Consider the following 23,370-nt stretch of genomic DNA (forward strand, 5'->3'; position numbering starts at 1 on the left):
GTGCGTGGTCGTGGGCTGAGCGGGGGGGATTAAAAGCTCAAGCGGTGCGCGCATCTGTCGCACCGGGAAACAACGTTACGGAATGTTTCGGAGGATGGCTAATCGGATGTTTTGATCGGGTGATTGAGAGGGTCGATGGGTGGGGAGGATACTGTGGGGGGAGTGGGCTTATAGTGGTTTGGTTGGCAGGTTTGTAGTGGGTCAACTAAACCCGATCACTGAGTTGTCAGCGACCGAGCCATCTTGGAAACGCTGACTCAAGCGCTCAAGCCAGCGGATTCTGACGCAACGATAGGCAACGGAGCAAGGCGCCAAGGCTTCTGTAAGACGTTTACTCGTTTCGCAACACGATCCTGTTTTTTACTTCATCCGGCTTGGTATTGGCCGGCATCACCCCATAACTATCCCTGTCTCCATAAACCGCAAGGACAGACCATGACCAACCCAACCGAAACCGCCATCCTTGCCGGCGGCTGCTTCTGGGGCATGCAAGATTTGTTGCGACGCTACCCCGGCGTGCTGCACACGCGAGTCGGCTACACCGGTGGTGACGTACCGAACGCCACCTACCGCAACCACGGCAATCATGCCGAAGCGATTGAGATCGTGTTTGACCCGGCGGTGATCAGCTACCGGCAGATTCTTGAGTTCTTTTTCCAGATCCATGACCCGAGCACGCCTAACCGGCAGGGCAATGATCTTGGGCCAAGCTATCGTTCGGCGATTTACTACCTGAGCGAACAGCAAAGGGATATTGCCGAAGATACCGCAGCTGACGTGGACGCCTCCAAGCTGTGGCCGGGGCGTGTGGTCACGCAAATCGAGCCCGCCAGCGAGTTCTGGGAAGCGGAGCCGGAGCATCAGGATTATCTGGAACGGATACCGAACGGTTATACCTGCCACTTCATCCGGCCAAACTGGAAGTTGCCCAAGCGGGCTTGAACCTGAATTGCACTGGGAAAGGCCGCGATAGGGGGAGAGCGCAAAAGCTGACCTGCCCCTGTCATGCAGGCAGCTGTAGTGGTAATCAGACACTTCTATCTGGCGATATTCTCGCCTGAATGAGTGTTCGGAGTTACTAGACCACTACAGGACTGTATCTGAGAGGACCTCACCAGAAACACAAAAGCCGCGCATTGCGCGGCTTTGAGTATGATGGGCCCACACGGACTCGAACCGTGGACCAAAGGATTATGAGTTGCTGGGCCAACTGATATGCCTAGCGAAATTAATCAAAGCTCGGAGCAGGTTAGCATAGCTGGAGGCCGCTTAATAGGTGGTGTTGAGCGTAATTTGGAGAAGTCGGCTCAAGCTGGGCACTGTACCTTCGCTGTACTTTTTTTATCCTGTTCTGAAATTTGCGTCAGTATCGCTTGCTAAAAGCGAAATGGTCATTTTCTGTAAAGAGTGGAACCTTTTTCTCTACAGAAAAATCAAATACCATACATGCGGTCGGTGATAGCTAATTAGTGTCGTAAATATAGAGCCCGGCATAGCCGGGCTCTATATAAAAAATTAACTCACCGTGATTTCTTGATTTAGAACGGCGCTCTCTAACTCGTTTCGCATGCTTTGAACTGTAGAATCGTACAAAGTGTCGGCTCCGTCGGGGGCGCGTAATGTTAAAACAAACGCAACCTCTTGCGGCGGGAGCTCAGAGTGGTGTTGCATATCAAATTGATAAAGATCACGTGTAAATATCCGTGCATTAAGACGCATTGTGTCTCTGGAAATTCCGGTTCCGCGATGCGGTTTATAGTGATTGCGTACAGGGCTCCATTTGGCTAGATCAGACCGAGCAGACGCCTCCTTTTCTTTGTCTTCGCGCATGCTGCCTGCAAGGCTAATTGTATTGCCAGATGCAGAAGTGGTCTGTAGGGATGTCTGTAATCGAGACGAAAAATAATTTTCACCTACCGATTCAGAGGTCAACGGTTTCAAAACGGCAGTAAGGGCTACTGAACCCGTAAACTTCCCATCTTTTATTAATTCTGGTGGGATGGGGATGTTGTTCCAGTAATAATTATAGCCGGGCTGAAGTGTCGCGATCCACGCTATAGTTACATCTCCAGGCTGGCAAAGCCATGGTAGGCTTTCTTCTTTCCATGGAGTACCCCAACCAATTGAATCGCTATGAGACTCAAGTTCACTCTTGTTGATTAGTAGCGCTTTCACCAAGTCGGGAGAAGCTTCTTTTATATTGGCAAAAGTATGCGCTGCGAGAGAAGATACTAATGGCGTACTGAAACTAGTTCCGATCTCTACCCCGCCGCCGATCATGCGAAGCTCGGAAAACCATGATAGGTCAGGCTTTTTCATCCCCGCCGGAGCCGGGCCCTTCAAACTCACACTACATGCATCACCTGGTGCCATCTTGACAAAGTCATAGTTTCGGCCACTTACTGTAAGAGCGGCCTCGCAGTCAGCTGGAGCGCATATCAGGCCATGCTTTGGATTGTGATCGATATTTCCCGCAGATATTACTGGTAGAATATTGTACTTTCGAGCAATTTTGCTAATCTCATGTCCTAAGTAGCTTACTTCTTCTTTTTTTGCTGCGGAAGCCATTAGGTTAAAAGAAAGATTCCAAACTTTAGAGTAGGGCGCAGTTTTTTGAGCAACATGGTCTAGGTATGCAAGAAGCTGTCTATGGTTTGGGCTTTTGGGCGCGCTGTCTTTACAAATCGCTTGGGCGGAAATAAAGGTGCAGTCGAGTGCCGGAAGCGGTCTGTCGGCATTCCAGGCGTGGGCATGACATACTAATGAGGCAACTTTATTTCCGTGGTTGAGATTTGCGTCAAAGTCCTTAACAAGCGGCGCTAGAGAATATTTCTGAAGAGGTAAGTAACTCTTGGCATTGATTCCGCCATCTACGATCACTACAGTCGGTGAGGCTGCTGATATTTTAAGAGGGGATGGCTCTTGCCCTTTCCCCGGCTTGTCTGCTGACTTCAATGTAGGCGCAGGGTCAATGCGATAAACTGTGCCGGAGGCGATGAGTCTTTCCAGATCCTCTTTTGTAGAAATGTTTAATGAGATAACAGCATTTCCATTTTTCAGATAATGGTTCAATGCAGATTTTGCTGCATCCTGAAGTTTATCTTGTTTAGAGTCGTCAATGTGGAGGTCGAATTCTGGGTGGCCTAAGTTGCAGTCTATTTCAGATAATAGCTTTTCAAGTTTGCCAGAAAGATTTTTGCGTGCATTAATGCTTTTGAATGGCTTGATCCAGACGTTTATTATTTTTGAGTTACCCTCTACAGGTAATTCATCCCACTGTTTTTGAATGCTCAGGCCGCGAAGAGTTTGGGTGTCGTCAAAAAGATCAATAGTTGATATTCGTGAGATGTCAACCATGTCATTGGTTTTTTTTGATGTCTTTAACTGATGAGAAAGCTCGGGAAGACTCTCCCGATTAATTTCTATCAGAAAACCTTTGTAGGCGGGTGCAATAATACGACAGCCAGCTCTTGAGTCAAATACGTCCGTAGGTGTCCAGCTTGGAGATAAAGAGTCGTCATCCATTTTTGCAATGATATGAGTCATTCCCGAAAACGTGACTTGGGAAATATCCCACTTATTGATCTCGTCTACTTTGCTAGATAGGCGTGTGCGCTTTTCCTCTAATGAGCTCGATTTTATTCCTTTTTGGTTTTTACCTCCGCCCGAAACTGTCTTCGGTGTAGGGCTTTTGAGCAACCGTAATACGGGGTTTACTACCGGGCGAGGTGGCATGACTAATCCTTTAGATAGGTGGAAAGGGTTTGACGGCTAATTTTAACTATAGTCAGTATTTCAATCTGTGTCATGCTTAAGTTTTTTGATAAGAAACGACAAAGGCGCTTTTTATCATTATTGAACTCGCTGTGTTCGGCCATGAGAATCTCAGCGGCGAGTTCAGGCACATCAATCTGTCTTTGCTCGATAACCGCAGCGCGTCTTGCAGATAGCGCTACAGATTCAATATCAGCTCCGCTCATACTTGAAGATATTTTCCCTAGCGCCGATAAAGTTGTGCTTTCTCCTTTGTCCTGAAACAGAAAGTGGTTCCAGAGATGTGTGCGTAGATCAAAGTCTGGAGTTTCAAAGCGCATTCTATATGGGAATCTACGCCAAATAGCTCGATCTAAAAGTTCAGGATGATTAGTTGCTGCTATTACAATTGCCTTGTCGTCTAATGAGTCGATAGCTTGGATTAGAGTATTGACAACTCTTTTCAGTTCTCCTAGTTCGTGATTGTCGTTTCTCAATTTTCCTATAGCGTCAAATTCGTCAAGAAATATAATTCCATTTTTTGTCGGGACAAAGTCAAATACAGATCGAATATTTTTTGCCGTATCTCCTAGCAGTGAAGATATCAGAGAATCAAGTCTTACAACGTAAAGCGGCATAGATAATGCGGATGCGATATGGCCCGCGACTAACGTCTTCCCTGTTCCTGGAGGGCCGGACATCAAAAGATTCATTTTGCCTGAGAGCCCATTTTCTTGCAGGAGCTCATAGTTTTTTACACTCGAAATAAAAGTGTCAAAGGTTTTTTTCAGGGACTCGTTCAAAAAAACTGGTGATATTGGGCATGGATGTTCCTCCACAAGAGCGCTTCTTGACTTTGGATCTGTTGGCAGACTTTCTGAGTAACCGGATGCGCGGAGAGGGACGCCTTTACGTCTTATTGCCTGCTTAATTTTTTTGCTTATTTCGGGATGCTCAGACGTCGAACTCGCGGCGATCCTACTTGAGATTTGCCTGACATCTGTGTAATTAGCGTTCAAGGACGCTTCAATTAGCTCAAGGATTTCCTGAGATGATATCGATATGATAGACATAGCATTGCCGCTAAAAAATTTGGTGAAATGTCCAATTTTTAGGCGGAAATGTCAACGTCTAGGCAGAATTTGTTAACGGTTCGGCGCCATCGCCAGACGGAAGGTGCGCTTTGTCGGCCTGCGCTGGGTGGCCAAGCCCGTTCATCGGTAGTCTTACGAGAGCTACCCCAGAGCTACGGTAAGAAAAACCTCACTGGCGGTCAGCATCGGGGCTCACCATTACGGCTGATTGGAAGAATTTGGGACAGGCCACGTTTGAATATACGTGAATCGCCCTTGGCCCATTAAATGGGCGCGATGGCAGCTACCGTCCGCAATGAATTCAGTCTGATTGGGGGATACTACCTGTGAGTCATGCCAGACTGGCTGCCACAATTTACGCAGCATCTGTTCCGCGCCTAGTGATGAAATTCACAGACAATAGTTCCGACGAGCTATGGATAGCTGATGTCAAGGCGTGTACTCCAGGCAGAGACTGCCAGGTGTTCCGAGATGCGGTGTTCGTAGAGTCCAACGGTGCTGCCTTCATCTTTGGGATCGAGCACGAGGACGGTCGGCCACGCGGCGTCAAAGCGGAGCTGGCCGACCGGCAGCAGCTTTTCACTGGTTTCTTGCGAGAGCAAAACGAAATCAGTGATTTGGCTATGGGAGGGTTGAGGGCTGTTTTTCAAGGCTCGGAGTACGCCAGCCAGGCCAGGGCCACAGCGGCATACATGATCCACCGAGAGCATCTGACAGATCTTGCTGTAGGCTATCGAAATCGTGAAGGTGAGTACGTGTGTGAAAAGTTTGAAGATGAGTATGAGTTTCTCGAGAGCGCCCGCGCTAATCTGTCTTTCGACGAGCTGCATCGTTAGTTCATGGCCGGAGACGGTCCTTGTCTCAAGAGGGGGATCAGAAATGCGTCAATCACTAATTGACTCCATCGGCCGTGAAATCTCCCTCAGGCTGATGGGCGGTGCCGTGTTACAAGCCATTGAAGAAAATTATCGCTCTAGCGTTTTGCGCAAAGCAAAAACAGCCAAAGTGGGTGATAGAGCCTCGTGTGTCGTCGAGGCGAGTCGCAAGGCTCCTCCGGTTGGCGTTCCATCATCAGGACCTCAATCACTCAGCAAACAAGTCCCCATTGCATGATCGGTCTGGAATTGGTTTGGCAGCCTATCGCTGAGTTCGGGGAGCCCGTATCTTCCGCCTGGTGAACGGTCTACCTGGTGTAGTGGCACTAGGCGGTCCGGACGTAGGCAAATTGGGAATTCACCGTGGCCCCATGCTGAAAATCTGGATCGCCTTCATCTGACAAGTCAGGCTGTGTTTGGTGTGACTTTCCAGCCGCAGCCATTTCGATATTTATGTCGATTTTTCGCCTTATCTCTTTGGATTTTTTTTGACCATTGCTCATTTGTAGGCTCATCTCCTTCGGGCAGGTATCTTTGAATCACCCACCCAGCAGAAAGTTAATGGTCCTCAACCGTGAAAGCATCAGGGCGTTTGCTCTCGAGGTAAGCTTCTTTTCAGCAAGCTCAGCAGCAGACCACCGACGAAAGGCTTACTCAATTTCCAATCCGACTATGCTTCTCAACGTGCCGATGATTCCCATATTTCCCCTTCGTTGCATCAAACAGGTGCCAACCTCTTGCCGAAATTTGAACACGTTGAGGATCAGCTCAGAACGAAATCAGAAACCCGTTTCGAACGTATTCAGAGCAGATTCAGAACGAAGCCCTATTCACGCTTCTCGCAGAACAGCCTATTCAGTCCCTCGCCAATCGAGTCAGGATACGGGCGTGTCCATTTCTCGCTCTCATTGTCCGACTGCGTAATCACCTCACCCTCGAAATTATAATCAATCGACTGAGTGATCCGCGACGTGCCTCTCGCACAGTTGATCTCGTAGTAGCTAACACTGCTCTCAGTCTTCGAGCGCTTTTCGCTTTCACAGATGACAGAATCCGCTGGGCTTCGAGCAAATGCATTGCCACGGCATATGCGCGGTAGCGGAAAGTCGATCTTGAACCAAACCTCATACCGGCCAGCGTCAGTGTGGATAGCCCCTTTCGTAGACACGGTCTGATCATTCGCGCCTTTGAATACCTCATGCCATGTGTCCGAGGCTTGAAAATCCTAAGCGCTCTTTGGCCCATCAGCGCCTATGGCCACCAATGGCAGTATTGCGGCGTAGCCACTGAGGATGGAGCGGATAAAGGTCACTGGCAGTCCCTGCAGAGTGAATGAGGACTGGCATCATCCCAGCGGCTGATTAACGCAGCAAGCAACCTTGCCGCTCATACTGGCCTGATGACATAGTGACGGCTCGAAAGACACTGGTAAGGGATGAGCTGTGGAGTCGAAACGGATAGCGCTGCTGATTGACTGTGACAACGTAAGCCATGCCGCAATAGGCGGTGTGCTCGACGAGCTTGCGAAATACGGCATGGTGAACATTAGGCATGCCCACGGCAACTGGAGTTCTCCACACCTCGCAGGGTGGGTCGAGAAGGTTCATCCATACGCCATCCGGCCCATGCAGCAGTTTGCTTTCACCAAGGGCAAGAACGCCACTGACTCGGCGATGATCATTGACGCAATGGACTTGCTATACAGCAAGAACGTCGATGCTTTTGCGCTCATGACGAGCGACAGCGACTTCACACCGCTCGTGCTGCGCCTTCTCGAAAGCGGGTTGCCAGTGTATGGCTTCGGCGAGAAGAAGACTCCAAAGCCGTTCGTGGATGCTTGCTCGCAGTTTATCTACACCGAGAACCTGATGAGCGACGATCAGGAGAAAGCTGCAGAGGGTGAGCCACTCAAATCGACGAAGCGCACACGCAACGAGCTGCGTAGCGACACCTCACTCGTGCGGCTGCTCAGGACCGCAGCAGAAAAAACAGCTGACGATGCAGGGTGGTCACATCTGAGCCAGGTCGGTGAATTCATACGTAATAACAGCTCGTTCTCAGCAGTGAACTATGGGCACCGGACGCTAGGCGACCTTATCAGAACCTCTGAGCTTTTCGAGATCGACATGCGCCACGGCGGCACAGCCATGTTCATCAAGAACCCTCGGAAATCGAGCGCCGCAGCTCACCCCCAAACCGAGTCAAGCGCATCGTGATAGCGATGGTTCCTGAGCTATTGTGAACGCTTTCAAATTTGGTTCTGAACGTGCTCAGAGCAATTTCAGATTTCACTCAGAATAGATTTTTAGACATTTGGTAAACCATAGTGAAATTCATTGACGATATATTAGAGGCTATTTCTGGAAGCACCAGAACCAAGATTGAAGATCCATTCATCGGCGCTTTTATCGGTTCATGGTTAGTCTGCAACTGGGACAGCTTGGCGCTGCTGGTCTGGGGGGAAGGGACAGCCACAGATCGTATAGCTGCGACTAGCAAGCATTACCACGAATTGAAAATATTCGAATTCAATTCGCTCGTAACAATTCCTCTGCTCATGACCGCTCTATTCATATTCGCCTTTCCTTGGGGATCGTGGTTTTTGAAATCCATACTGAGATACGCTAATGAACGCTTGCACGAACAAGCGGTAGCGATAGAAATCAGTAAGGTTCAGCGGCAGGAAGCATTAAATAAACAGCGGCTACTGGCAGATCCCGAAAAAGAATTTTTAGCGGAGAATGTCAAGTTAGACATTGAACGGAGAAAAGAAGTCAACGAACAACGGAAACACAGGACTACCCGGCTCAGGGAGAAAGCCGAGGCAGCCGCCGCAGCGACCGCAGAAGCCAAGGCCACCGCTGAAGCTGCTATCGCCGCCGCAGCCGAAGCAAAAAGCCATGCTAATCAGGCTGAGTTGGAAGAAGAGAAAAAGAAGGCGAATGCGGAGCTGGAAAAAGAGCGATTTAGTCTTGCAAGTGCGCAGCTAAAAGCAGCTCTGGCATCAAATCGCTTTCCAGCAGCTTATGCCTTGATGCAGACGGTCGAAGAGAGCCTTAAGGATGACGGGATTTACTTATCTTTGAATGGCCTCGCTGAAATTGTAGCGATGATTTTCGGCTACAAGAGCTTTCAAACACTGGTAGATGACGATAACTTCAACAACAAAACCCTTTCTCAAGTGTCATACATTTATTATGACCCTGAGGAATTCGCACTAGCTCTAGAAACAATCGTTCAGGATGAAGGAGAAAGGAACGAGAACCTAGACGCCGAAATATTATTCGATCATGTAATTTCGATATTTGAGAATTTTGACTTTAGGTTGCTATCGAAAGATGAGATCGAAGAGGTCTGCAGGGAAGCATGCGAGAACATGAGATATGAGCTACTAGACAGCGATGAGCTATCCGGTCCGATTGCTGAGTCAGACACCATTTATGATGAGGTTGAAATCGGTGATTTGGAAGACATTACGTTCGGAAATGGACTTAGCGTAACCTTCTCTGGCTCTGCGAGCGGTAGTCATCGGAGGGAATATGATGTTTCGGGTCGTGATATAGAATTCAACATCGAGATCAAAAGCGCCTTGATGGTCGGCACGACAGGACTGGGCGAACTCAAAAGAGGTGAGGTATCAGCCGAGCTGGCTGACTATGACTACGAGCCCGGGAATGAGGCAGAGGAGGTATAAGGAGTCGGTTCGTCTCTCAATCGCCGGAGCATTACAAAGAGGTGCTCCAGCATCTTCACCGTGTCGCTGTGCATTTAGGATTTGGATTCAGGTAGCCGCTACTCGGGCCTATGAGTCTCAAAAAACGTAGGTTCATCCGTTGCTGGTGTGGGTCTACGTGTTCCAAGCTCCGTCAAAGTCTTTACCCCGTTTGCCTGCAAAATTGATTGAAGCGTCGTGCGTGTCACGAATGCGGGTAAGGAAATGGTGACATCGTCCTGTTCGTCAATGAAGTGCGGTTCTACTGGAGAGGTGGGCTTCATTCTTCTGCTCAAGTACCTGTGGTGGGAAAGACCGCCGCAGTCAAACTGCGACGGTGCCAGTAAAGCCTAATCCCGCGGTGGGCTTTTGTTAACGAAGTCCGAAATTTCATCAGAGCGAGCGCTCAAACTATCACCCTCAAACAAAGGGTTGTCGCCAGCTTGCGACTTTTTGCTGCTTTCATCAATTGCCGTTGCTAGCCTTCCCCCCGCAGTGCCTGCTATCGCGGCACTTGCCTGGCTGCTCAAGCTGTGACCCACATGATCGGCAATAACCGATCCTGCTTGAGCCGCCAGCCTTCCGGCGGTCTCGACTCTCGATGCATAGCCCGATTCCTGCTCGCTGCCTGAACCCATAGCTCGTGAGAAAGCCGAAGACCCTACGCCGCTCGACGTCGGCTGGTCGCCGGAGTCCCCCATGAAGCTACGGCTGTCGTTTGAAGTGCTTTCCATACTTGCCTGAGCCGATTTGAAAGCTGCGCTGAGTGCCGAAGCGCCTCCTGCTAACTCACTAGCTCCCGCCAGTGCGGCGCTTCCTGCTGACGCTACTGCTGATGCCGCCATTGTGGCTGCCCCCAGCGCGGCTCCAGCACCGAAGCTGCCGATCCCTGAGGCTTGCCCGCCAGCACCGACGATGCCAGCCAGCATGGGTGGGAGCTTGTTGACCAGCGTGAGCAATATCACGGAAGCCACAAGCAGTACACAGAGGCTAGTCAGGTCGGGCGTTCCAACCTCAAACGCCTTGTAGTACTGGTCCAGGAATGACTTACCTACGCCTATCAGAAACGTCATGGTGAAAAGCTGGATGCCCACGCCAAGCACGGTTTTATAGAAGTTGATTGCGATATCCGATGTCCAGCGGCTGCCGCCAAATCCTAAGAGGAAGATACCTGCGTAAGCGAGCAACCATGCCGACACGAGCAACAGGAGCATATTGACCGCGATCAGCGCCAGTATCACCAGCACCACGATAGCGGCGGCAAGCATCGGCGCTGTAACTACCGGATACATCACCGACTAGGATTCCCCGACCTTCGTGAGAATATTGAAACCGATGTCTATGATGCTCGATGGCGACAAGCCGCTACCTAGCCCGGAGGCGTTCGCACTGATGGCGCGCATGGTATCGATGATGGCTAGTGATATAGCTGGGCCATTAATGAGTAGCCACCAAAAGAATCCCAACGTACCAAAGAAGCGGATGGTCTCGGCAAAGAAAGCCTGTATATCAGCGCTCCTGAGTACCATCAGACCATAGGTCCAAGCCATGCTGATTAATGCTAATCCCCAAAACAGCCATGATGCTTTATCTGTGATCTCGGATCGCCAAGTGACCGCAACCTTCGAAAAGCTATCGAGGATTTTGTTGAGCATGTTACCGCTGTCTAGGCTGGCTGCCTGAGCGGTATGACTGGATACCAGTGTGATGAGTAATAGGTAGATGGCGGATAGCTTCTTCATGAGTCACCATTTCCTGTCTGTGCTTTGGGTGTTTCCATGCCCTAGGACGCAGCCTGCATCTGCGGCAGGGCCGCTCCGCTGTAACTGCCCATCTGAGCCATGGCATTCGGCGGGCTTGGCGTCGTTCTGTGCATCGCAGCCGCTCATGAGCAGTACTGCGAGGGCTATACCGAAGATAGGTCGAATAGGTAGGCTCATTTCCTCACCACTCCTTGTCGCTGCTTTTGCTATTGCGACCCGCAAGCGCTTTGTTACTAGCCGCAAGCCTTTGAGCATCACGATCAGCTTCAATCTGTGCGCTGGTGGCGAGAGCATTTTGCTGAGCGATTAGCAGGCTTCGAATTTGTAGAAGCTGATTGGTTTGAGCGCTGGCCAGCTGATTGGCCGATTGAATCGCCTGCATTTGGCCTGTGGCATTGGTCGCCGAACGCTGGAGGCGTGCAAGGGTGTCGGCATCTGCTTGCAGGGTTCCCAAACCAGCACTGTACCTAAATTGTACCCTTGGACCATAGGACTGCATCCGAGATGGTTCCGCCAGAAACGCGAAAGCCGCGCATTGCGCGGCTTTGAGTATGGTGGGCCCACACGGACTCGAACCGTGGACCAAAGGATTATGAGTCCTCTGCTCTAACCAACTGAGCTATGGGCCCTCAGTAGGTCGCGGATTATAACGGCGGTTTCGCGGCTGTGCTATCCGAAAAGTCCGAAAGATTCATAAGAAGAAATCGCTCGCGGAATTCTTCGGCGTCGAGGGGCAGGCTGACGATGTAGCCCTGGATCTGTTCGCAGCCTTCGCTGGTCAGAAATTGCTGCTGTTCGCTGTTCTCCACGCCCTCGGCGATCACGGTCAGTTGCAGGCTGCGCCCAAGGGCGATGATGGCGCGGACGATGGCGGCGTCGTGGGTGTCTTCCGGCAGGCCGCGGACGAAGGACTGGTCGATCTTGAGGATGTCCAGTGGCAGGCGTTTGAGGTAGCTCAGTGAAGAGTAGCCGGTGCCGAAGTCGTCGATCGCCAGTTGCACGCCGAGTGTTTTCAATTGGTGCAGCACGGCCAGCGCTTCCTGGGTCTGGCTCATGATGAAGTTTTCGGTGATTTCCAGTTGCAGGCAGCCGGGTTCGAGGCCGTTGTCCGTGAGCAGTTGTTCGATGCGTTCGAGCAGGTTGGTCTGGCGCAGTTGCGCGCCTGCCAGGTTCACCGACAACGGGCCGAACGGCTGACAGGTCTTGCGCCATACGCCCATCTGGCGGCAGGCCTGCTCCAGCACCCAATCGCCGATCTGCAGGATCATGCCGTTTTCTTCTGCCAGGGGAATGAAGTGTTCGGGCGGCACATCGCCAAAGGTCGGGTGGTTCCAGCGGATCAGGGCTTCTGCGCCTGCTAGTGTGTGGGTCGTCAGGTTGATTTTGGGCTGGTAGGCCAACGTCAGTTGATTGCGCTCCAGGGCTCTTCTCAGTTCCTGCTCAAGGGCGATGCGCTCGCTGGCCTGGTCACTGAGGTCGCAGGTATAGCTTTCGACCCGGTTGCGGCCTTTTGCCTTGGAGCGGTACATCGCCGCGTCGGCATTTTTGACCAGCGTGGCTACGTCTGTGCCGTCGGTGGGGAACACGCAGCTGCCGATGCTGGGGCTGATGTAGAGCTCATGTTCGCCAGCCTCGAAGGGCGTGTTGAAGCAGGCCAGTAATTTATTGGCGATGGCTTGTGCGTCACTGGCTTGCAGCAGGCCGGGTAGCAGAACGATGAACTCGTCGCCGCCCAGGCGTGCGACGGTGTCGATGTCGCGCAGGGTTTCCTTGAGCCGGTGTGCGATGCCTTTCAGCAGCAGGTCGCCGACCGGGTGGCCCAGGCTGTCATTGATGTGCTTGAAGCGATCCAGATCGAGGAACAGGACTGCGCCGAGGCTGCCGGATTCTTCGCTGTGCAGCAGGGCGGCCTGAAGCCGGTTCTCGAACAGTGTTCGGTTGGGCAGGCCAGTGAGCGGATCATGATGGGCCTGATAGTCGAGGCGCGCCTGTGCGTGTTTGAGGCTGGAGATGTCGGCGAACACGGCGACGAAGTGGGTCAGGAGGTTGTCCTTGTTGCGCACGGCGCTGATGGTCAGCCAGCTCGGGTAAAGCTCGCCGTTCTTGCGGCGGTTGCTGATTTCACCCTGCCAGTGGCCCTCGGCCGCCAGTTGGTGCCACATCGCGGCGTAGAACGCGCTGTCGTGTTGGCCAGAGGCAAGCAGGCGAGGGGTTTTGCCGATGGCTTCACTTTCGCTGTAGCCAGTGATTTCCGTGAATGCACGGTTGACGGCACTGATGGTCTGGTCGGTATTGGTGATGAGCACTCCTTCGGCAGTGCTCTCGAAAACGGTGGCCGCCAGATGGAGTTTCTCCTGCATTTGCCTGCTTTCGGTGATATCCCGGGTAGTCGTCAGCAGACAGTCTTCACCGGCAATGATGACGGGTTGAGATGACAGCTCGCACAGTCGAACATCGCCATTGCTGTTACGAATCCGGACCCGCAGATCCCTGACGAAACCATGTTGTTTCATTTGCTCGATGAGTCTTGAGCGTTCGCTGAGGTCAACCCAGATGCCCAGGTCGAATGTCGAGTGCTCAAGGCAGTACTTTTCGCTATACCCGGTCAAGCGGCAGAACCCTTCGTTGACCTCCAGCAGCATGCCGTCCTGCTGTCGGGTAATCGCCATCCCGTCAGGCGAGGCATGAAAGGCTTTGGCGAACTTCTCTTCGGAAAGCTGCAATTGTTGCCGGGCCTGTTTGAGCAGGGTGATGTCACGCACTATCACCAGCACGGCAGGTATCGGGCTATGCTCGAACGGTTGGGCGGACATGAGCCCTGAAAAGGTTTCGCCGTTTTTGCGCCGAAAGGGTATCTCCAGATTATGGATATCGCCGGTCTGCAATTGCAGCAAGACTTTTGGGCCGATGCCTGGCACTGCCCACAGATTCAGTTCTGTCGGTGTCTTGCCAATTACTTCATCAAGGGGGATGCCGGTTCGCTCTACGAACGCCTCGTTGGCATCCATGATGTGCCCGTCAGCAAGGCTGACGATAAGCATGGCATCCGGGCATTGAGCGAAGATCGAGGCGAATTTTCCTTCGGACAGGCATGACGCTTCCCGGTCACTTTTGTTGATTACTCCACGCATATGCGGCTTACGTCCGTGTCTGACTATCGCTGATGATGGTGTGGCGTAACCCTGTAACTTCAATGATCCAAGGCTTGATTTGAAGAGCGCTGTTGTCTGGTGTGATACATAGTTGTAGGTCAATTTGTCAGGCGCTGCAATTAGACTGACGTCTGACCTCTTCTTGTTTTGGTCAATTGACGACTGGGCCTGCAAAGTTTGAATTTTCTTCTGCCCGGAAACGCAAAACCCCCGGCATGCCGGGGGTCTTGTTGACTCGCTGGTGCGATTACTCGTCGAGGAACGAGCGCAGGTGCTCGCTTCTTGTCGGGTGACGCAGCTTGCGCAGTGCCTTGGCTTCGATCTGACGAATCCGCTCGCGGGTTACGTCGAACTGCTTACCAACCTCTTCAAGGGTGTGGTCGGTATTCATATCGATGCCGAAACGCATGCGCAGAACCTTGGCTTCACGGGCAGTAAGCCCCGACAGCACTTCGCGTGTCGCTTCTTTCAGGCTTTCGACAGTGGCGACATCGATTGGCGACTGCATGGTCGAGTCTTCGATGAAGTCACCCAGGTGCGAATCTTCGTCGTCACCGATCGGGGTTTCCATGGAGATCGGCTCTTTCGCGATCTTCAATACCTTGCGGATTTTATCCTCAGGCATTTCCATGCGTTCACCCAGCTCTTCCGGGGTCGGTTCGCGACCCATTTCCTGCAACATCTGCCGGGAAATACGGTTGAGCTTGTTGATCGTCTCGATCATGTGCACCGGAATACGAATGGTGCGTGCCTGGTCGGCAATCGAGCGAGTGATCGCCTGACGGATCCACCAGGTGGCATAGGTCGAGAACTTGTAGCCACGACGGTATTCGAACTTGTCCACAGCCTTCATCAAGCCGATGTTGCCTTCCTGGATCAGATCGAGGAATTGCAGGCCACGGTTGGTGTACTTCTTGGCGATGGAGATCACCAGACGCAGGTTCGCTTCAACCATCTCTTTCTTCGCGCGGCGGGCCTTGGCCTCACCGATCGACATGCGACGGTTGATGTCCTTGATCTCGGCGATTTTCAGGCCGGTCTCTTCTTCCAGTGCGGACAGCTTCTGCTGGCAACGCTGGATGTCAGGCTGCAGGCGACCGATAGCTTCGGCGTATTTGCTCTTGCCCTTGGCCAGTGCGTCAGTCCAGCTTTCGTCAACTTCGTTGCCCGGGAACTGGCGCAGGAAGTCGGCGCGCGGCATACGTGCATCACGTACACACAGCTGCATGATGGCGCGTTCCTGGGCACGAAGACGCTCAAGGGCACCGCGTACACGCTCAACCAGGCCTTCAAACTGTTTTGGAACCAGCTTGATCGGCATGAACAGTTCGGCCAGTGCAACCATTTCGGCAATGGCGTGCTTGTCGTCGCGACCAAATTTCTTCAGGGCCTTGCGGGTGATTTCCATTTGATCGGAAACCGCACCGAAGCGCTGCTGGGCGATGACCGGATCAGGACCGCTCTCGACTTCGTCTTCTTCGTCGCTGGCGTCTGCCGACTCTTCCTCGTCGTCATCGGCACCTTCGGCCTTGACGGCCTTGGGATCGACAGGCGGCGGGACTTCGGCAGGCGGCGCAATGCCGTCGTCCGGGTCGATATAGCCACTCAGAACATCGGAAAGGCGACCGCCTTCACTGGTGACGCGTGTGTATTCGGAGAGAATGTGGTCAACCGTGCCTGGGAAGTGCGCGATTGCGCCCATCACTTCACGGATGCCTTCTTCGATACGTTTGGCGATTTCGATTTCGCCTTCACGGGTCAGAAGTTCAACGGTGCCCATTTCCCGCATGTACATACGAACAGGATCGGTGGTACGACCGATGTCGGTTTCGACCGCTGCCAACGCTGCAGCCGCTTCTTCTGCGGCTGCCTCGTCGGTATCGGCGTCGGCCAGCATCAAGGCGTCCGCATCCGGAGCACTCTCGTGTACCGGGATCCCCATGTCGTTGATCATGCGGATGATGTCTTCCACCTGCTCGGGATCTGAAATATCCTCGGGCAAGTGGTCGTTGACCTCTGCGTAAGTCAGATACTTCTGCTCACGACCCAGGGTGATCAACTCTTTGATACGAGATTGCTGTTGCGCTTTTCCGGACATAACACCCTATCCACTGAAGGTCTTGGCGGGCAAAAAACAAGCCGAGGATTATACCCGAGCTATGACCTCACGCGCCAGTTGAGGTCGGGGTTTGTGCGGGAACATTGCGATTTAGCAGTTCCCTAAGCTGAATTTTCTCTTCTGCGCTCAGCTCGGTCTGCCGAGCCTTGCTGATCAGATGTTCCAGACTGCGCTCGCGTTGGCGAGCGGATAAGCTAGTTATAGTGTCGAAAAACTGTTGTTCAAGGTTGTCGGCCTCAATCAGCCATTCCTTTTCTGCCAGTGCGCGCAGCAAACGGCCCTGCTCAGTCCCGTGCCATCGCGCTATCAACTGTAACGACCGAAGGTTCGGATTCTTTTGCCTGGCCTCGATAAGAGCGACCAGCAGTTGTGCGTTGGATTGGTCTTCTGCAGCGAAATGGCTGGCATTTTCGACCTTTTCCGCCAATTCGGGGTGATGCAGCAAGGTTCTCAGTGCGGCCTGCATGGGCGGCTCGACGGCGGTGGGGACGCGCGGCGTGCGAGGTTCGAAGTCCTGGCGCTTGCCTTTTTTGCCCCAGGATTTGTTGTCCCATTTTTTTTGATTCGGACCGCCGGTTTTCTTCTGCGTCCATTCCTGTTGAGGCTCGTAACCGCCTTGTGGCTGGTAATCGGCAAAATCAGGCATGGCGTCGTAGTCGACATACGGGTCGTAACTCGGTGGCGCCTCTGCCGGCGCGCTCTGCACCAGCTGGCTGACGGCCTCGCCGGTCAGCCCGGTAATTTCGGTCAGGCGCTGACGCATCAGAATACGCAGGTTCGCGCCGGGCACCTTGTCGATCAATGGCGCCGCGAGGGTGGCCATGTGCGCCTTGCCCTCCAGCGAGCGCGGGTCGGACTCTTTGGTCAGTTGCTCGAAAAAATAATCGGCCAGCGGCTGCGCGTGCTGATTGATACGTGCCTTGAACGCATCGGTGCCCTCGGAGCGCACCAGCGTGTCCGGGTCTTCGCCCTCGGGAAGAAACAGAAAGCGCGCCCGGCGTCCGTCCTGCAGGTTCGACAGGGTCGCTTCCAGTGCCCGCCACGCGGCGTTACGCCCGGCCTGATCGCCGTCGAAGCAGAACAGCACGTTAGGCACGACCCTGAACAGGCGCTTCAAGTGCTCTTCGCTGGTCGCAGTACCCAGCGTCGCCACGGCATTGCGCAAGCCTTGCTGGGCCAGGGCGATGACGTCCATGTAGCCTTCGACGACGATGATTTCATCGAGGTTGCGATTGAATTTGCGCGCCTCGAACAGCCCGTACAGCTCCTGACCCTTGTGGAAAACCGGTGTTTCCGGGGAGTTCAGGTACTTGGGTTTGTCATCACCCAGTACGCGGCCGCCAAAGGCAATGACGCGCCCGCGTGAATCGCGAATCGGAAACATCACCCGGTCGCGGAAGCGGTCGTAGCGTTTGCCGGTTTCGGCGTTCTCGATCAGCAGGCCGGCATCGATCATCACCTTTTGCTGCAATGAGTCGCTGCTCAGGTGCTTGTACAGGTTGTCCCAGCCGGGAGGGGCGAAGCCCAGGCCAAAGTCCCTGGCGATTTCGCCGGACAGCCCGCGGCCCTTGAGGTAATCCACCGCAGCCTTGCGTGACGGGTGGCTTTTCAGGGCCTGACGGTAGAACTCGGCTGCGGCGGTCAGCAGCGGGTAGAGCGGGGAATCGGTCGGTTGCCGGGGCTTCTGGCCTTTTACGCTCTGTTCGCGAGGCACTTCCATGCCGGCGGCCTTGGCCAGGTCCTCGACGGCCTGGGGGAAGTCCAGGTTGTCGTGGTCCATGATGAAGCCGAGCGCGTTGCCACCTGCGCCGCAACCGAAACAGTAATAGAACTGCTTGTCCGGGCTGACGCTGAAAGAGGGTGTTTTCTCTTTGTGGAACGGACAGCACGCGGTGTAATTCTTCCCGGCTTTCTTGAGCTGCACGCGCGAGCTGACAACATCGACTATATCGGTGCGGTTCAGAAGGTCGTCGATAAAGCTCTGGGGAATCAGCCCGGCCATGGCGTTCTCATCATTCAAGCGTGGTGCAAAAGTATCGGATGACTCTACGAGCGTTCCGTCAGCCTGTCAGCCGTCTTTTTGAAGACGTTGGCAATAAACGGGCACGTCTTTGCATCCGAAGGGCGGTGTTGGCCTGAAAGGGATAAAGCTTGATCCCGCGAGTGGATCAGAAAGGCCGCAAGCTTCGTTGTCCACGAGAAGTGGTCAGAGCCTGAAGGCACGGAAGACGCTGCCTTGGCTGAGCTTCTTGCGAAGTCATCAAGGCATACTCGTCTGGTCATCGGTCGATGTGCTGCCCGAGTGGGCATGACCGATGTAGCCTGTGAACAGGCTGGACGTGCTTGACTGACATATCCGAGTCGCATCGGCGGCCTGGACAGGATCAATCAATAAAGCGAACGCAAAACAGCGAAGCTGTAACTGCCGACAGCCCGGCTGGTTGGCCGGGCAAGGCAGAAGCTTGCGACGAAGGTCTGTAAATTAATACAGACGAACGGCGCGGCGCTGTTCGCGCTGGACTTTCTTGGCGTGGCGTTTGACAGCAGCTGCTGCCTTGCGCTTACGCTCCGAAGTCGGCTTCTCGTAAAATTCGCGGCTACGAACTTCAGCCAGAACACCGGCTTTTTCGCAGGAGCGCTTGAAACGACGCAGAGCTACGTCGAAGGGTTCGTTCTCTTTAACTTTGACGGCTGGCATCCAGAGCTACCTTCATTCATTACCGGGGTCAACGCTCAGTGCAAACACTGCACAAAAGTACGTCGGTTTTTAAGGGTTGCGGATGTTAACCCCTCATTGAGAGGAATGCAAAGCCTCTGATCGAAAACCGCTGGTCGGCACCTCGGTCGGCGACTATTATGCGCGCCTTCAAATCTGCCCCCTACAAGGCGCAACCCCATGCTAGTACTGGGATTAGAAACCTCCTGCGACGAAACCGGCGTCGCATTGTACGACAGCGAACGCGGTTTGCTTGCGGACGCATTATTCAGCCAGATCGACCTGCATCGTGCCTATGGCGGTGTGGTGCCGGAGCTGGCTTCACGCGATCACGTCAAGCGCATGCTGCCCCTTATTCGCCAGACACTGGCCGAGGCGGACTGCGTGGCCACGGATATCGACGCCATTGCCTACACGGCCGGCCCTGGATTGGTCGGCGCCTTGCTGGTCGGCGCTTCGTGCGCTCAGGCGCTGGCATTCGCCTGGGATATCCCGGCGCTGGGCGTGCATCACATGGAAGGTCATCTGCTGGCGCCGATGCTGGAAGAAAACCCGCCACAGTTCCCGTTCGTCGCCTTGCTGGTGTCCGGCGGTCATACGCAGCTGGTGCGCGTCGACGGCATCGGTCAGTACGAGCTGCTGGGCGAGACCCTGGATGATGCCGCAGGCGAGGCCTTCGACAAGACCGCGAAGATGATGGGCATGCAGTACCCCGGCGGCCCGGAGATTTCAAAGGCGGCCATGCAGGGCGTGGCGGGGCGCTTTGTCTTCCCTCGGCCGATGACTGATCGGCCCGGGCTGGAATTCAGCTTCAGCGGCCTGAAAACCTCAGCGCTCAATACCTGGCAGCAATGCCGGAACGCTGGAGACGACAGTGAGCAAACCCGCTGCGACATCGCTCTGGCCTTCCAGCAGGCGGTAGTGGAGACTTTGACCATCAAGTGCAAGCGCGCGCTCAAGCAGACCGGCCTCAAGAGCCTGGTGATTGCCGGTGGCGTGAGCGCCAACAAGGCACTGCGCGCCTCGCTGGAAAGCATGCTTGGCGACTTGCGCGGGCATGTCTATTACGCACGGCCCGAGTTTTGTACCGATAACGGCGCCATGATTGCGTTTGCCGGTTGTCAGCGTTTGCAGGCCGGACAGAAGGAAGATTTGAGCATCAGCGTGCAGGCGCGCTGGCCCATGGAGCAGTTGTCGGGGCTGTGACGGCAGGCGAGGCGGGTTGCGCCTCAGAAATGTCGTTCGCGCCCGGCGAGCAGGTCGCGTAGATTGCCGCGATGGCGCCAGACGATGAGCAGGGTCAACACGCTCATCGGCAGCAACGCATGAGGCTCCTGCCACGCCAGCAACGGCAGGGTCAGGGGTGTGGCGATCAGGGCTGCGAGCGAGCTGGTGCGGGTCAGGTACAGCGTCAGCAGCCAGGCGACTATCGCCAGGGCGGCGGCAGGCGGATACAGGCCCAGCAGCACACCGGCGGCGGTCGCTACGCCTTTGCCGCCGCGAAAGCGGAAGTACAACGGGAACAGATGGCCCAGCACCGCACACACGCCGATCCAGCCCTGCTGTGCGGTGTCCATGTTCCAGGCGCTGGCGATCAGGATCGGCACCAGGCCTTTGCAGAGGTCGCCGAACAGGGTCAGGATGGCGAGTTTTTTTCCGGCCAGACGCAGCATGTTGGTCGCGCCAGCATTGCCGGAGCCACTGGCGCGCGGGTCCGGCCTGCCGCTCAGGCGGCTGAGCAGAATGGCGAAGGACAGCGAGCCAAGCAGGTAGGCGAAGGTGGCCAGTAACCAAAACATGCGAACCATTCCGGGCGAGGATGCCCTGATTCTAACGGCGCATCGCGCCCTTGTCGTGCAGTGGAGAGTAGTGCTTGGACAGAGTTTTCATCGAGGGGCTTGAGGTCGATACGGTCATTGGCGCCTATGACTGGGAGCGCGGCATTCGTCAGTGCCTGCGTCTTGACCTCAGCTTCGCCTGGGACAATCGCCCCGCAGCTGCTGGGGACGATCTGAGCAAGGCTCTCGACTACGCCAGTGTTTCGACCCGTATTCAGGCGTTCGCCGAGCAGGCACAGTTCCAGCTGGTGGAGACCTTCGCCGAGCGACTGGCTGAAGTGCTGATGGGTGAATTCAATATTCCCTGGCTGCGCCTGAAACTGACCAAGCCCGGTGCTGTAGCGGCCGCTGCCGGTGTGGGCGTGGAGATCGAGCGCGGATGTCGCTGACGCGGATTTTCCTCGGCCTGGGGAGCAACATCGAGCGCGAGCGCCACTTGGTAGCAGGGCTTGATGCGCTGGATGGCTTCCTGACCGACCTGAGCTGTTCGCCGGTTTTTGAGAGCCATGCCGTGGGTATCAAGAGCGGGCCGTTCTTCAACCTCGTGGTGTCGGCGCTGACCGATCTGCCCTTGATGGAGCTGGATCGGCGCCTGAAATTCATCGAAGCGGACAATGGCCGCTACGCCCCGGATCGCAAAGGGTTGCCGCTGGATATCGATGTGCTGCTGTACGGCGAGCAGGTCGGTAATTTCGACGGGTTGATTCTGCCGAGGGCGGAAATCTTAAAGAATGCCTTCGTGCTGCGCCCATTGGCGTTGATCGCCCCTGAACGTCTGCATCCTGGTGTAGGGATTGCCTTCAGCAAACTTTGGGCTGATGCGCAGATTGATCAGCAGCTTTGGCCGGTGGCGTTCGAGTGGCGCGGGCTGGCACTGACGCCTGAGGATTTGCTGCGTAGCTGAGCGTGTCCGCGCCTTCCCGCTCTAACGCTTCTCGTGCCAAGGCTGAAGATCGGACGCAGAGCGTCCAGGGCTGCGCTACCACGCGGAGCGTGGGAGCGATAACCGTGCACAAGAGCCTGTCAGGCGATGTGCTCAGCCTTGTAGGTTTTCAGTGCCTTCAAACGCTCGTTTTTCAGCGCATCACCCAGTTCCTTGCCCTTCAGACCCTGTTCCAGCAACGGCTGTACGGATACCGCGCGTGCGGCCTCGGCTGCGCCGCGCAGGTAACCGGCCTGTGGATAACTGCGTTGTTCAAAGCCGTGACGTCCTCGCGCGTCCATCTCGCACGCCGCAATGAACTCTTCAAAACGCTGCGGGCGGCGGTAGACGTCGAAGCTTTGCAGCAGCTCCAGCAGGGTCGAGGGTTTCAGCTCCAGCGCTCGGTGGCCGTGCGTGTGGTACTGGCCGACCAGCAGCGCCAGTTCCTGGCAGTCCCTGGGTACACGAAAACGCTCGTTCACCACTTTTATCAGGCGCAGGCCGGTGTGCTCATGGGCGATGTGCCTTGGCCATTCGGCTTCCGGCGTCAGCCCTTTGCCGAGGTCGTGCAGCAGGCAGGCCCAGCGAACCGTTAGCGGGTGTTTGTGGCGTGCGGACTGTTCGAGGACGCTGAGCACGTGTACACCGGTGTCTATTTCCGGGTGATGCGCCGCCGGCTGCGGTACGCCAAACAACGCTTCGACCTCCGGCATCAGCTCCTTGAGCGCGCCGCAATCGTGCAGCACCTGAATGAACACCTGAGGCTGTTCCTCCATGAGTGCGCGAGAGATCTCTTTCCAGCTTCGCTCGGCAGTCAGCGCCTTGAGTTCGCCCGATTCACTGAGCTGTCGCATCAGTCCAAGGGTCTCGGGGGCAATGGTAAAACCGTAACCGGCGTAACGTGCGGCGAATCGGGCCACGCGCAAGACCCTGAGCGGATCTTCGGCGAATGCGGGGGAAACGTGACGCAATATCCGCGCTTCCAGGTCCTTCTGGCCGTTGTAGGGGTCGGTTAAATTACCGTCCTTGTCTTCCGCCATGGCGTTGATCGTCAGGTCACGTCGAATCAAATCCTGCTCAAGCGTCACCTCGGGGCTGGCGTGGAAAACAAAGCCTCCGTAGCCCACGCCGCTCTTGCGCTCGGTGCGCGCCAGCGCGTATTCCTCATTGGTCAGCGGATGCAGAAACACCGGGAAATCTGTACCGACCGGACGATAGCCCTTGATCAGCATGTCCTCGGTGTTTGCGCCGACCACGACCCAGTCGATGTCCGTGACAGGTTGACCCAGAAGACGGTCGCGTACAGCACCGCCCACTTTATAAATCTGCATAAAAAACCTCCGTAAGCGCGACAGGATAAACCTTGTGCCGTGCTTGCGGAGGCTAAAGCTGAATGAATAGGCGTTTTAAGCGCTATTGCCCTGGC

At 54.6% G+C, this 23,370-nt stretch carries 18 protein-coding genes, 1 tRNA gene and 2 pseudogenes; 7 read left to right on the forward strand and 14 right to left on the reverse strand.

Annotation, left to right across the window (positions count from 1 at the left end; translation table 11 throughout):
* Nucleotides 1-435 precede the first annotated feature (435 nt).
* Nucleotides 436-942: a peptide-methionine (S)-S-oxide reductase MsrA gene (gene msrA / locus BLR16_RS21640; protein WP_003372371.1), complete on the forward strand. Its 507-nt coding sequence runs from the start codon at nucleotides 436-438 to the stop codon at nucleotides 940-942.
* A gap of 573 nt (nucleotides 943-1,515) precedes the next feature.
* Here msrA and BLR16_RS21645 read toward each other — a convergent pair.
* The 3 genes from BLR16_RS21645 to BLR16_RS28660 all read right to left on the reverse strand — a co-directional run bounded on the left by BLR16_RS21645 (nucleotide 1,516) and on the right by BLR16_RS28660 (nucleotide 5,677).
* Nucleotides 1,516-3,735: a S8 family serine peptidase gene (locus tag BLR16_RS21645; RefSeq protein WP_092194483.1), complete on the reverse strand. Its 2,220-nt coding sequence runs from the start codon at nucleotides 3,733-3,735 to the stop codon at nucleotides 1,516-1,518.
* A 2-nt stretch (nucleotides 3,736-3,737) separates the two neighbouring features.
* Nucleotides 3,738-4,772, reverse strand: a complete 1,035-nt coding sequence (locus BLR16_RS21650) for an AAA family ATPase (protein WP_206734961.1) — start codon at nucleotides 4,770-4,772, stop codon at nucleotides 3,738-3,740.
* 488 nt (nucleotides 4,773-5,260) lie between these two features.
* Nucleotides 5,261-5,677, reverse strand: a complete 417-nt coding sequence (locus tag BLR16_RS28660) for a hypothetical protein (RefSeq protein WP_129402417.1) — start codon at nucleotides 5,675-5,677, stop codon at nucleotides 5,261-5,263.
* Nucleotides 5,678-5,726: 49 nt separating this feature from the next.
* Between BLR16_RS28660 and BLR16_RS21660 the strand changes: the two genes are divergently transcribed.
* On the forward strand, nucleotides 5,727-5,960 hold the full coding sequence (locus BLR16_RS21660; RefSeq protein WP_074807362.1) for a hypothetical protein: 234 nt from the start codon (nucleotides 5,727-5,729) through the stop codon (nucleotides 5,958-5,960).
* A gap of 88 nt (nucleotides 5,961-6,048) precedes the next feature.
* Here BLR16_RS21660 and BLR16_RS28665 read toward each other — a convergent pair whose 3' ends face one another.
* Both BLR16_RS28665 and BLR16_RS29355 read right to left on the reverse strand, forming a co-directional pair.
* Nucleotides 6,049-6,225: a hypothetical protein gene (locus BLR16_RS28665; RefSeq protein ID WP_161437957.1), complete on the reverse strand. Its 177-nt coding sequence runs from the start codon at nucleotides 6,223-6,225 to the stop codon at nucleotides 6,049-6,051.
* A 323-nt stretch (nucleotides 6,226-6,548) separates the two neighbouring features.
* A pseudogene (locus BLR16_RS29355) lies at nucleotides 6,549-6,914 on the reverse strand (surface-adhesin E family protein); the annotation flags it as partial.
* A 250-nt stretch (nucleotides 6,915-7,164) separates the two neighbouring features.
* Here BLR16_RS29355 and BLR16_RS21675 point away from each other — a divergent pair.
* Both BLR16_RS21675 and BLR16_RS21680 read left to right on the forward strand, forming a co-directional pair.
* Entirely contained in the window at nucleotides 7,165-7,938 is a 774-nt protein-coding gene (locus BLR16_RS21675) for an NYN domain-containing protein (protein WP_074807369.1), read from the forward strand.
* 110 nt (nucleotides 7,939-8,048) lie between these two features.
* Nucleotides 8,049-9,416, forward strand: a complete 1,368-nt coding sequence (locus BLR16_RS21680; protein WP_176946518.1) for a hypothetical protein — start codon at nucleotides 8,049-8,051, stop codon at nucleotides 9,414-9,416.
* Nucleotides 9,417-9,784: 368 nt separating this feature from the next.
* Here BLR16_RS21680 and trbL read toward each other — a convergent pair.
* The 7 genes and pseudogenes from trbL to rpsU all read right to left on the reverse strand — a co-directional run bounded on the left by trbL (nucleotide 9,785) and on the right by rpsU (nucleotide 19,166).
* Nucleotides 9,785-11,176: pseudogene (gene trbL / locus BLR16_RS21685) on the reverse strand (P-type conjugative transfer protein TrbL).
* A 202-nt stretch (nucleotides 11,177-11,378) separates the two neighbouring features.
* On the reverse strand, nucleotides 11,379-11,651 hold the full coding sequence (locus tag BLR16_RS21690; RefSeq protein WP_074807374.1) for a TrbJ/VirB5 family protein: 273 nt from the start codon (nucleotides 11,649-11,651) through the stop codon (nucleotides 11,379-11,381).
* A gap of 98 nt (nucleotides 11,652-11,749) precedes the next feature.
* A tRNA-Ile gene (locus tag BLR16_RS21695) sits at nucleotides 11,750-11,826 on the reverse strand.
* 15 nt (nucleotides 11,827-11,841) lie between these two features.
* Nucleotides 11,842-14,328, reverse strand: coding sequence for a sensor domain-containing protein (locus BLR16_RS21700; RefSeq protein ID WP_074807377.1), 2,487 nt, complete (start codon nucleotides 14,326-14,328; stop codon nucleotides 11,842-11,844).
* A gap of 268 nt (nucleotides 14,329-14,596) precedes the next feature.
* Nucleotides 14,597-16,447, reverse strand: a complete 1,851-nt coding sequence (gene rpoD, locus BLR16_RS21705) for an RNA polymerase sigma factor RpoD (RefSeq protein ID WP_003411788.1) — start codon at nucleotides 16,445-16,447, stop codon at nucleotides 14,597-14,599.
* A 67-nt stretch (nucleotides 16,448-16,514) separates the two neighbouring features.
* Nucleotides 16,515-18,470, reverse strand: a complete 1,956-nt coding sequence (dnaG, locus tag BLR16_RS21710) for a DNA primase (protein WP_003411786.1) — start codon at nucleotides 18,468-18,470, stop codon at nucleotides 16,515-16,517.
* 480 nt (nucleotides 18,471-18,950) lie between these two features.
* Complete coding sequence (gene rpsU, locus BLR16_RS21715) at nucleotides 18,951-19,166, reverse strand: 30S ribosomal protein S21 (protein WP_002551877.1); 216 nt, start codon at nucleotides 19,164-19,166, stop codon at nucleotides 18,951-18,953.
* A gap of 198 nt (nucleotides 19,167-19,364) precedes the next feature.
* On the opposite strand from rpsU, the gene tsaD reads away from it, so the two are divergent.
* The gene (tsaD, locus tag BLR16_RS21720) at nucleotides 19,365-20,390 is read left to right on the forward strand and encodes a tRNA (adenosine(37)-N6)-threonylcarbamoyltransferase complex transferase subunit TsaD (RefSeq protein WP_003372796.1); all 1,026 of its coding nucleotides are present in this window, start codon (nucleotides 19,365-19,367) and stop codon (nucleotides 20,388-20,390) included.
* A 23-nt stretch (nucleotides 20,391-20,413) separates the two neighbouring features.
* On the opposite strand, the gene plsY is transcribed toward tsaD, so the two are convergent.
* A complete protein-coding gene (gene plsY / locus BLR16_RS21725) occupies nucleotides 20,414-20,983 on the reverse strand; it encodes a glycerol-3-phosphate 1-O-acyltransferase PlsY (RefSeq protein ID WP_024663250.1) in 570 nt (189 codons plus the stop codon).
* Between the two features lie 74 nt (nucleotides 20,984-21,057).
* Between plsY and folB the strand changes: the two genes are divergently transcribed.
* Both folB and folK read left to right on the forward strand, forming a co-directional pair.
* Nucleotides 21,058-21,411 carry a dihydroneopterin aldolase gene (folB, locus tag BLR16_RS21730; protein WP_003316242.1) on the forward strand — a complete coding sequence of 118 codons (354 nt, stop codon included), beginning with the start codon at nucleotides 21,058-21,060 and terminating at the stop codon, nucleotides 21,409-21,411.
* Entirely contained in the window at nucleotides 21,402-21,926 is a 525-nt protein-coding gene (gene folK, locus BLR16_RS21735; protein WP_003351503.1) for a 2-amino-4-hydroxy-6-hydroxymethyldihydropteridine diphosphokinase, read from the forward strand. The genes folB and folK overlap by 10 nt, the downstream gene beginning before the upstream one ends.
* 119 nt (nucleotides 21,927-22,045) lie before the next feature.
* Here the strand turns inward: folK and BLR16_RS21740 are convergent, their stop codons facing one another.
* Nucleotides 22,046-23,275 carry a multifunctional CCA addition/repair protein gene (locus BLR16_RS21740; protein ID WP_065348944.1) on the reverse strand — a complete coding sequence of 410 codons (1,230 nt, stop codon included), beginning with the start codon at nucleotides 23,273-23,275 and terminating at the stop codon, nucleotides 22,046-22,048.
* Nucleotides 23,276-23,370 lie beyond the last annotated feature (95 nt).

The sequence above is a fragment of the Pseudomonas sp. BS3767 genome (genome assembly GCF_900099665.1).
Lineage (GTDB): Bacteria > Pseudomonadota > Gammaproteobacteria > Pseudomonadales > Pseudomonadaceae > Aquipseudomonas > Aquipseudomonas cerasi.

What these genes read in the sequence shown, in the direction of transcription:
- msrA (WP_003372371.1), top strand. Translation starts at nt 436, where the DNA reads ATGACCAACCCAACCGAAACCGCCATCCTTGCCGGCGGCTGCTTCTGG.
- BLR16_RS21645 (WP_092194483.1), bottom strand. Translation starts at nt 3,735, where the DNA reads ATGCCACCTCGCCCGGTAGTAAACCCCGTATTACGGTTGCTCAAAAGC.
- BLR16_RS28660 (WP_129402417.1), bottom strand. Translation starts at nt 5,677, where the DNA reads ATGCAGCTCGTCGAAAGACAGATTAGCGCGGGCGCTCTCGAGAAACTC.
- BLR16_RS21660 (WP_074807362.1), top strand. Translation starts at nt 5,727, where the DNA reads ATGCGTCAATCACTAATTGACTCCATCGGCCGTGAAATCTCCCTCAGG.
- BLR16_RS28665 (WP_161437957.1), bottom strand. Translation starts at nt 6,225, where the DNA reads ATGAGCAATGGTCAAAAAAAATCCAAAGAGATAAGGCGAAAAATCGAC.
- BLR16_RS21700 (WP_074807377.1), bottom strand. Translation starts at nt 14,328, where the DNA reads ATGCGTGGAGTAATCAACAAAAGTGACCGGGAAGCGTCATGCCTGTCC.
- rpoD (WP_003411788.1), bottom strand. Translation starts at nt 16,447, where the DNA reads ATGTCCGGAAAAGCGCAACAGCAATCTCGTATCAAAGAGTTGATCACC.
- dnaG (WP_003411786.1), bottom strand. Translation starts at nt 18,470, where the DNA reads ATGGCCGGGCTGATTCCCCAGAGCTTTATCGACGACCTTCTGAACCGC.
- rpsU (WP_002551877.1), bottom strand. Translation starts at nt 19,166, where the DNA reads ATGCCAGCCGTCAAAGTTAAAGAGAACGAACCCTTCGACGTAGCTCTG.
- tsaD (WP_003372796.1), top strand. Translation starts at nt 19,365, where the DNA reads ATGCTAGTACTGGGATTAGAAACCTCCTGCGACGAAACCGGCGTCGCA.
- plsY (WP_024663250.1), bottom strand. Translation starts at nt 20,983, where the DNA reads ATGTTTTGGTTACTGGCCACCTTCGCCTACCTGCTTGGCTCGCTGTCC.
- folK (WP_003351503.1), top strand. Translation starts at nt 21,402, where the DNA reads ATGTCGCTGACGCGGATTTTCCTCGGCCTGGGGAGCAACATCGAGCGC.
- BLR16_RS21740 (WP_065348944.1), bottom strand. Translation starts at nt 23,275, where the DNA reads ATGCAGATTTATAAAGTGGGCGGTGCTGTACGCGACCGTCTTCTGGGT.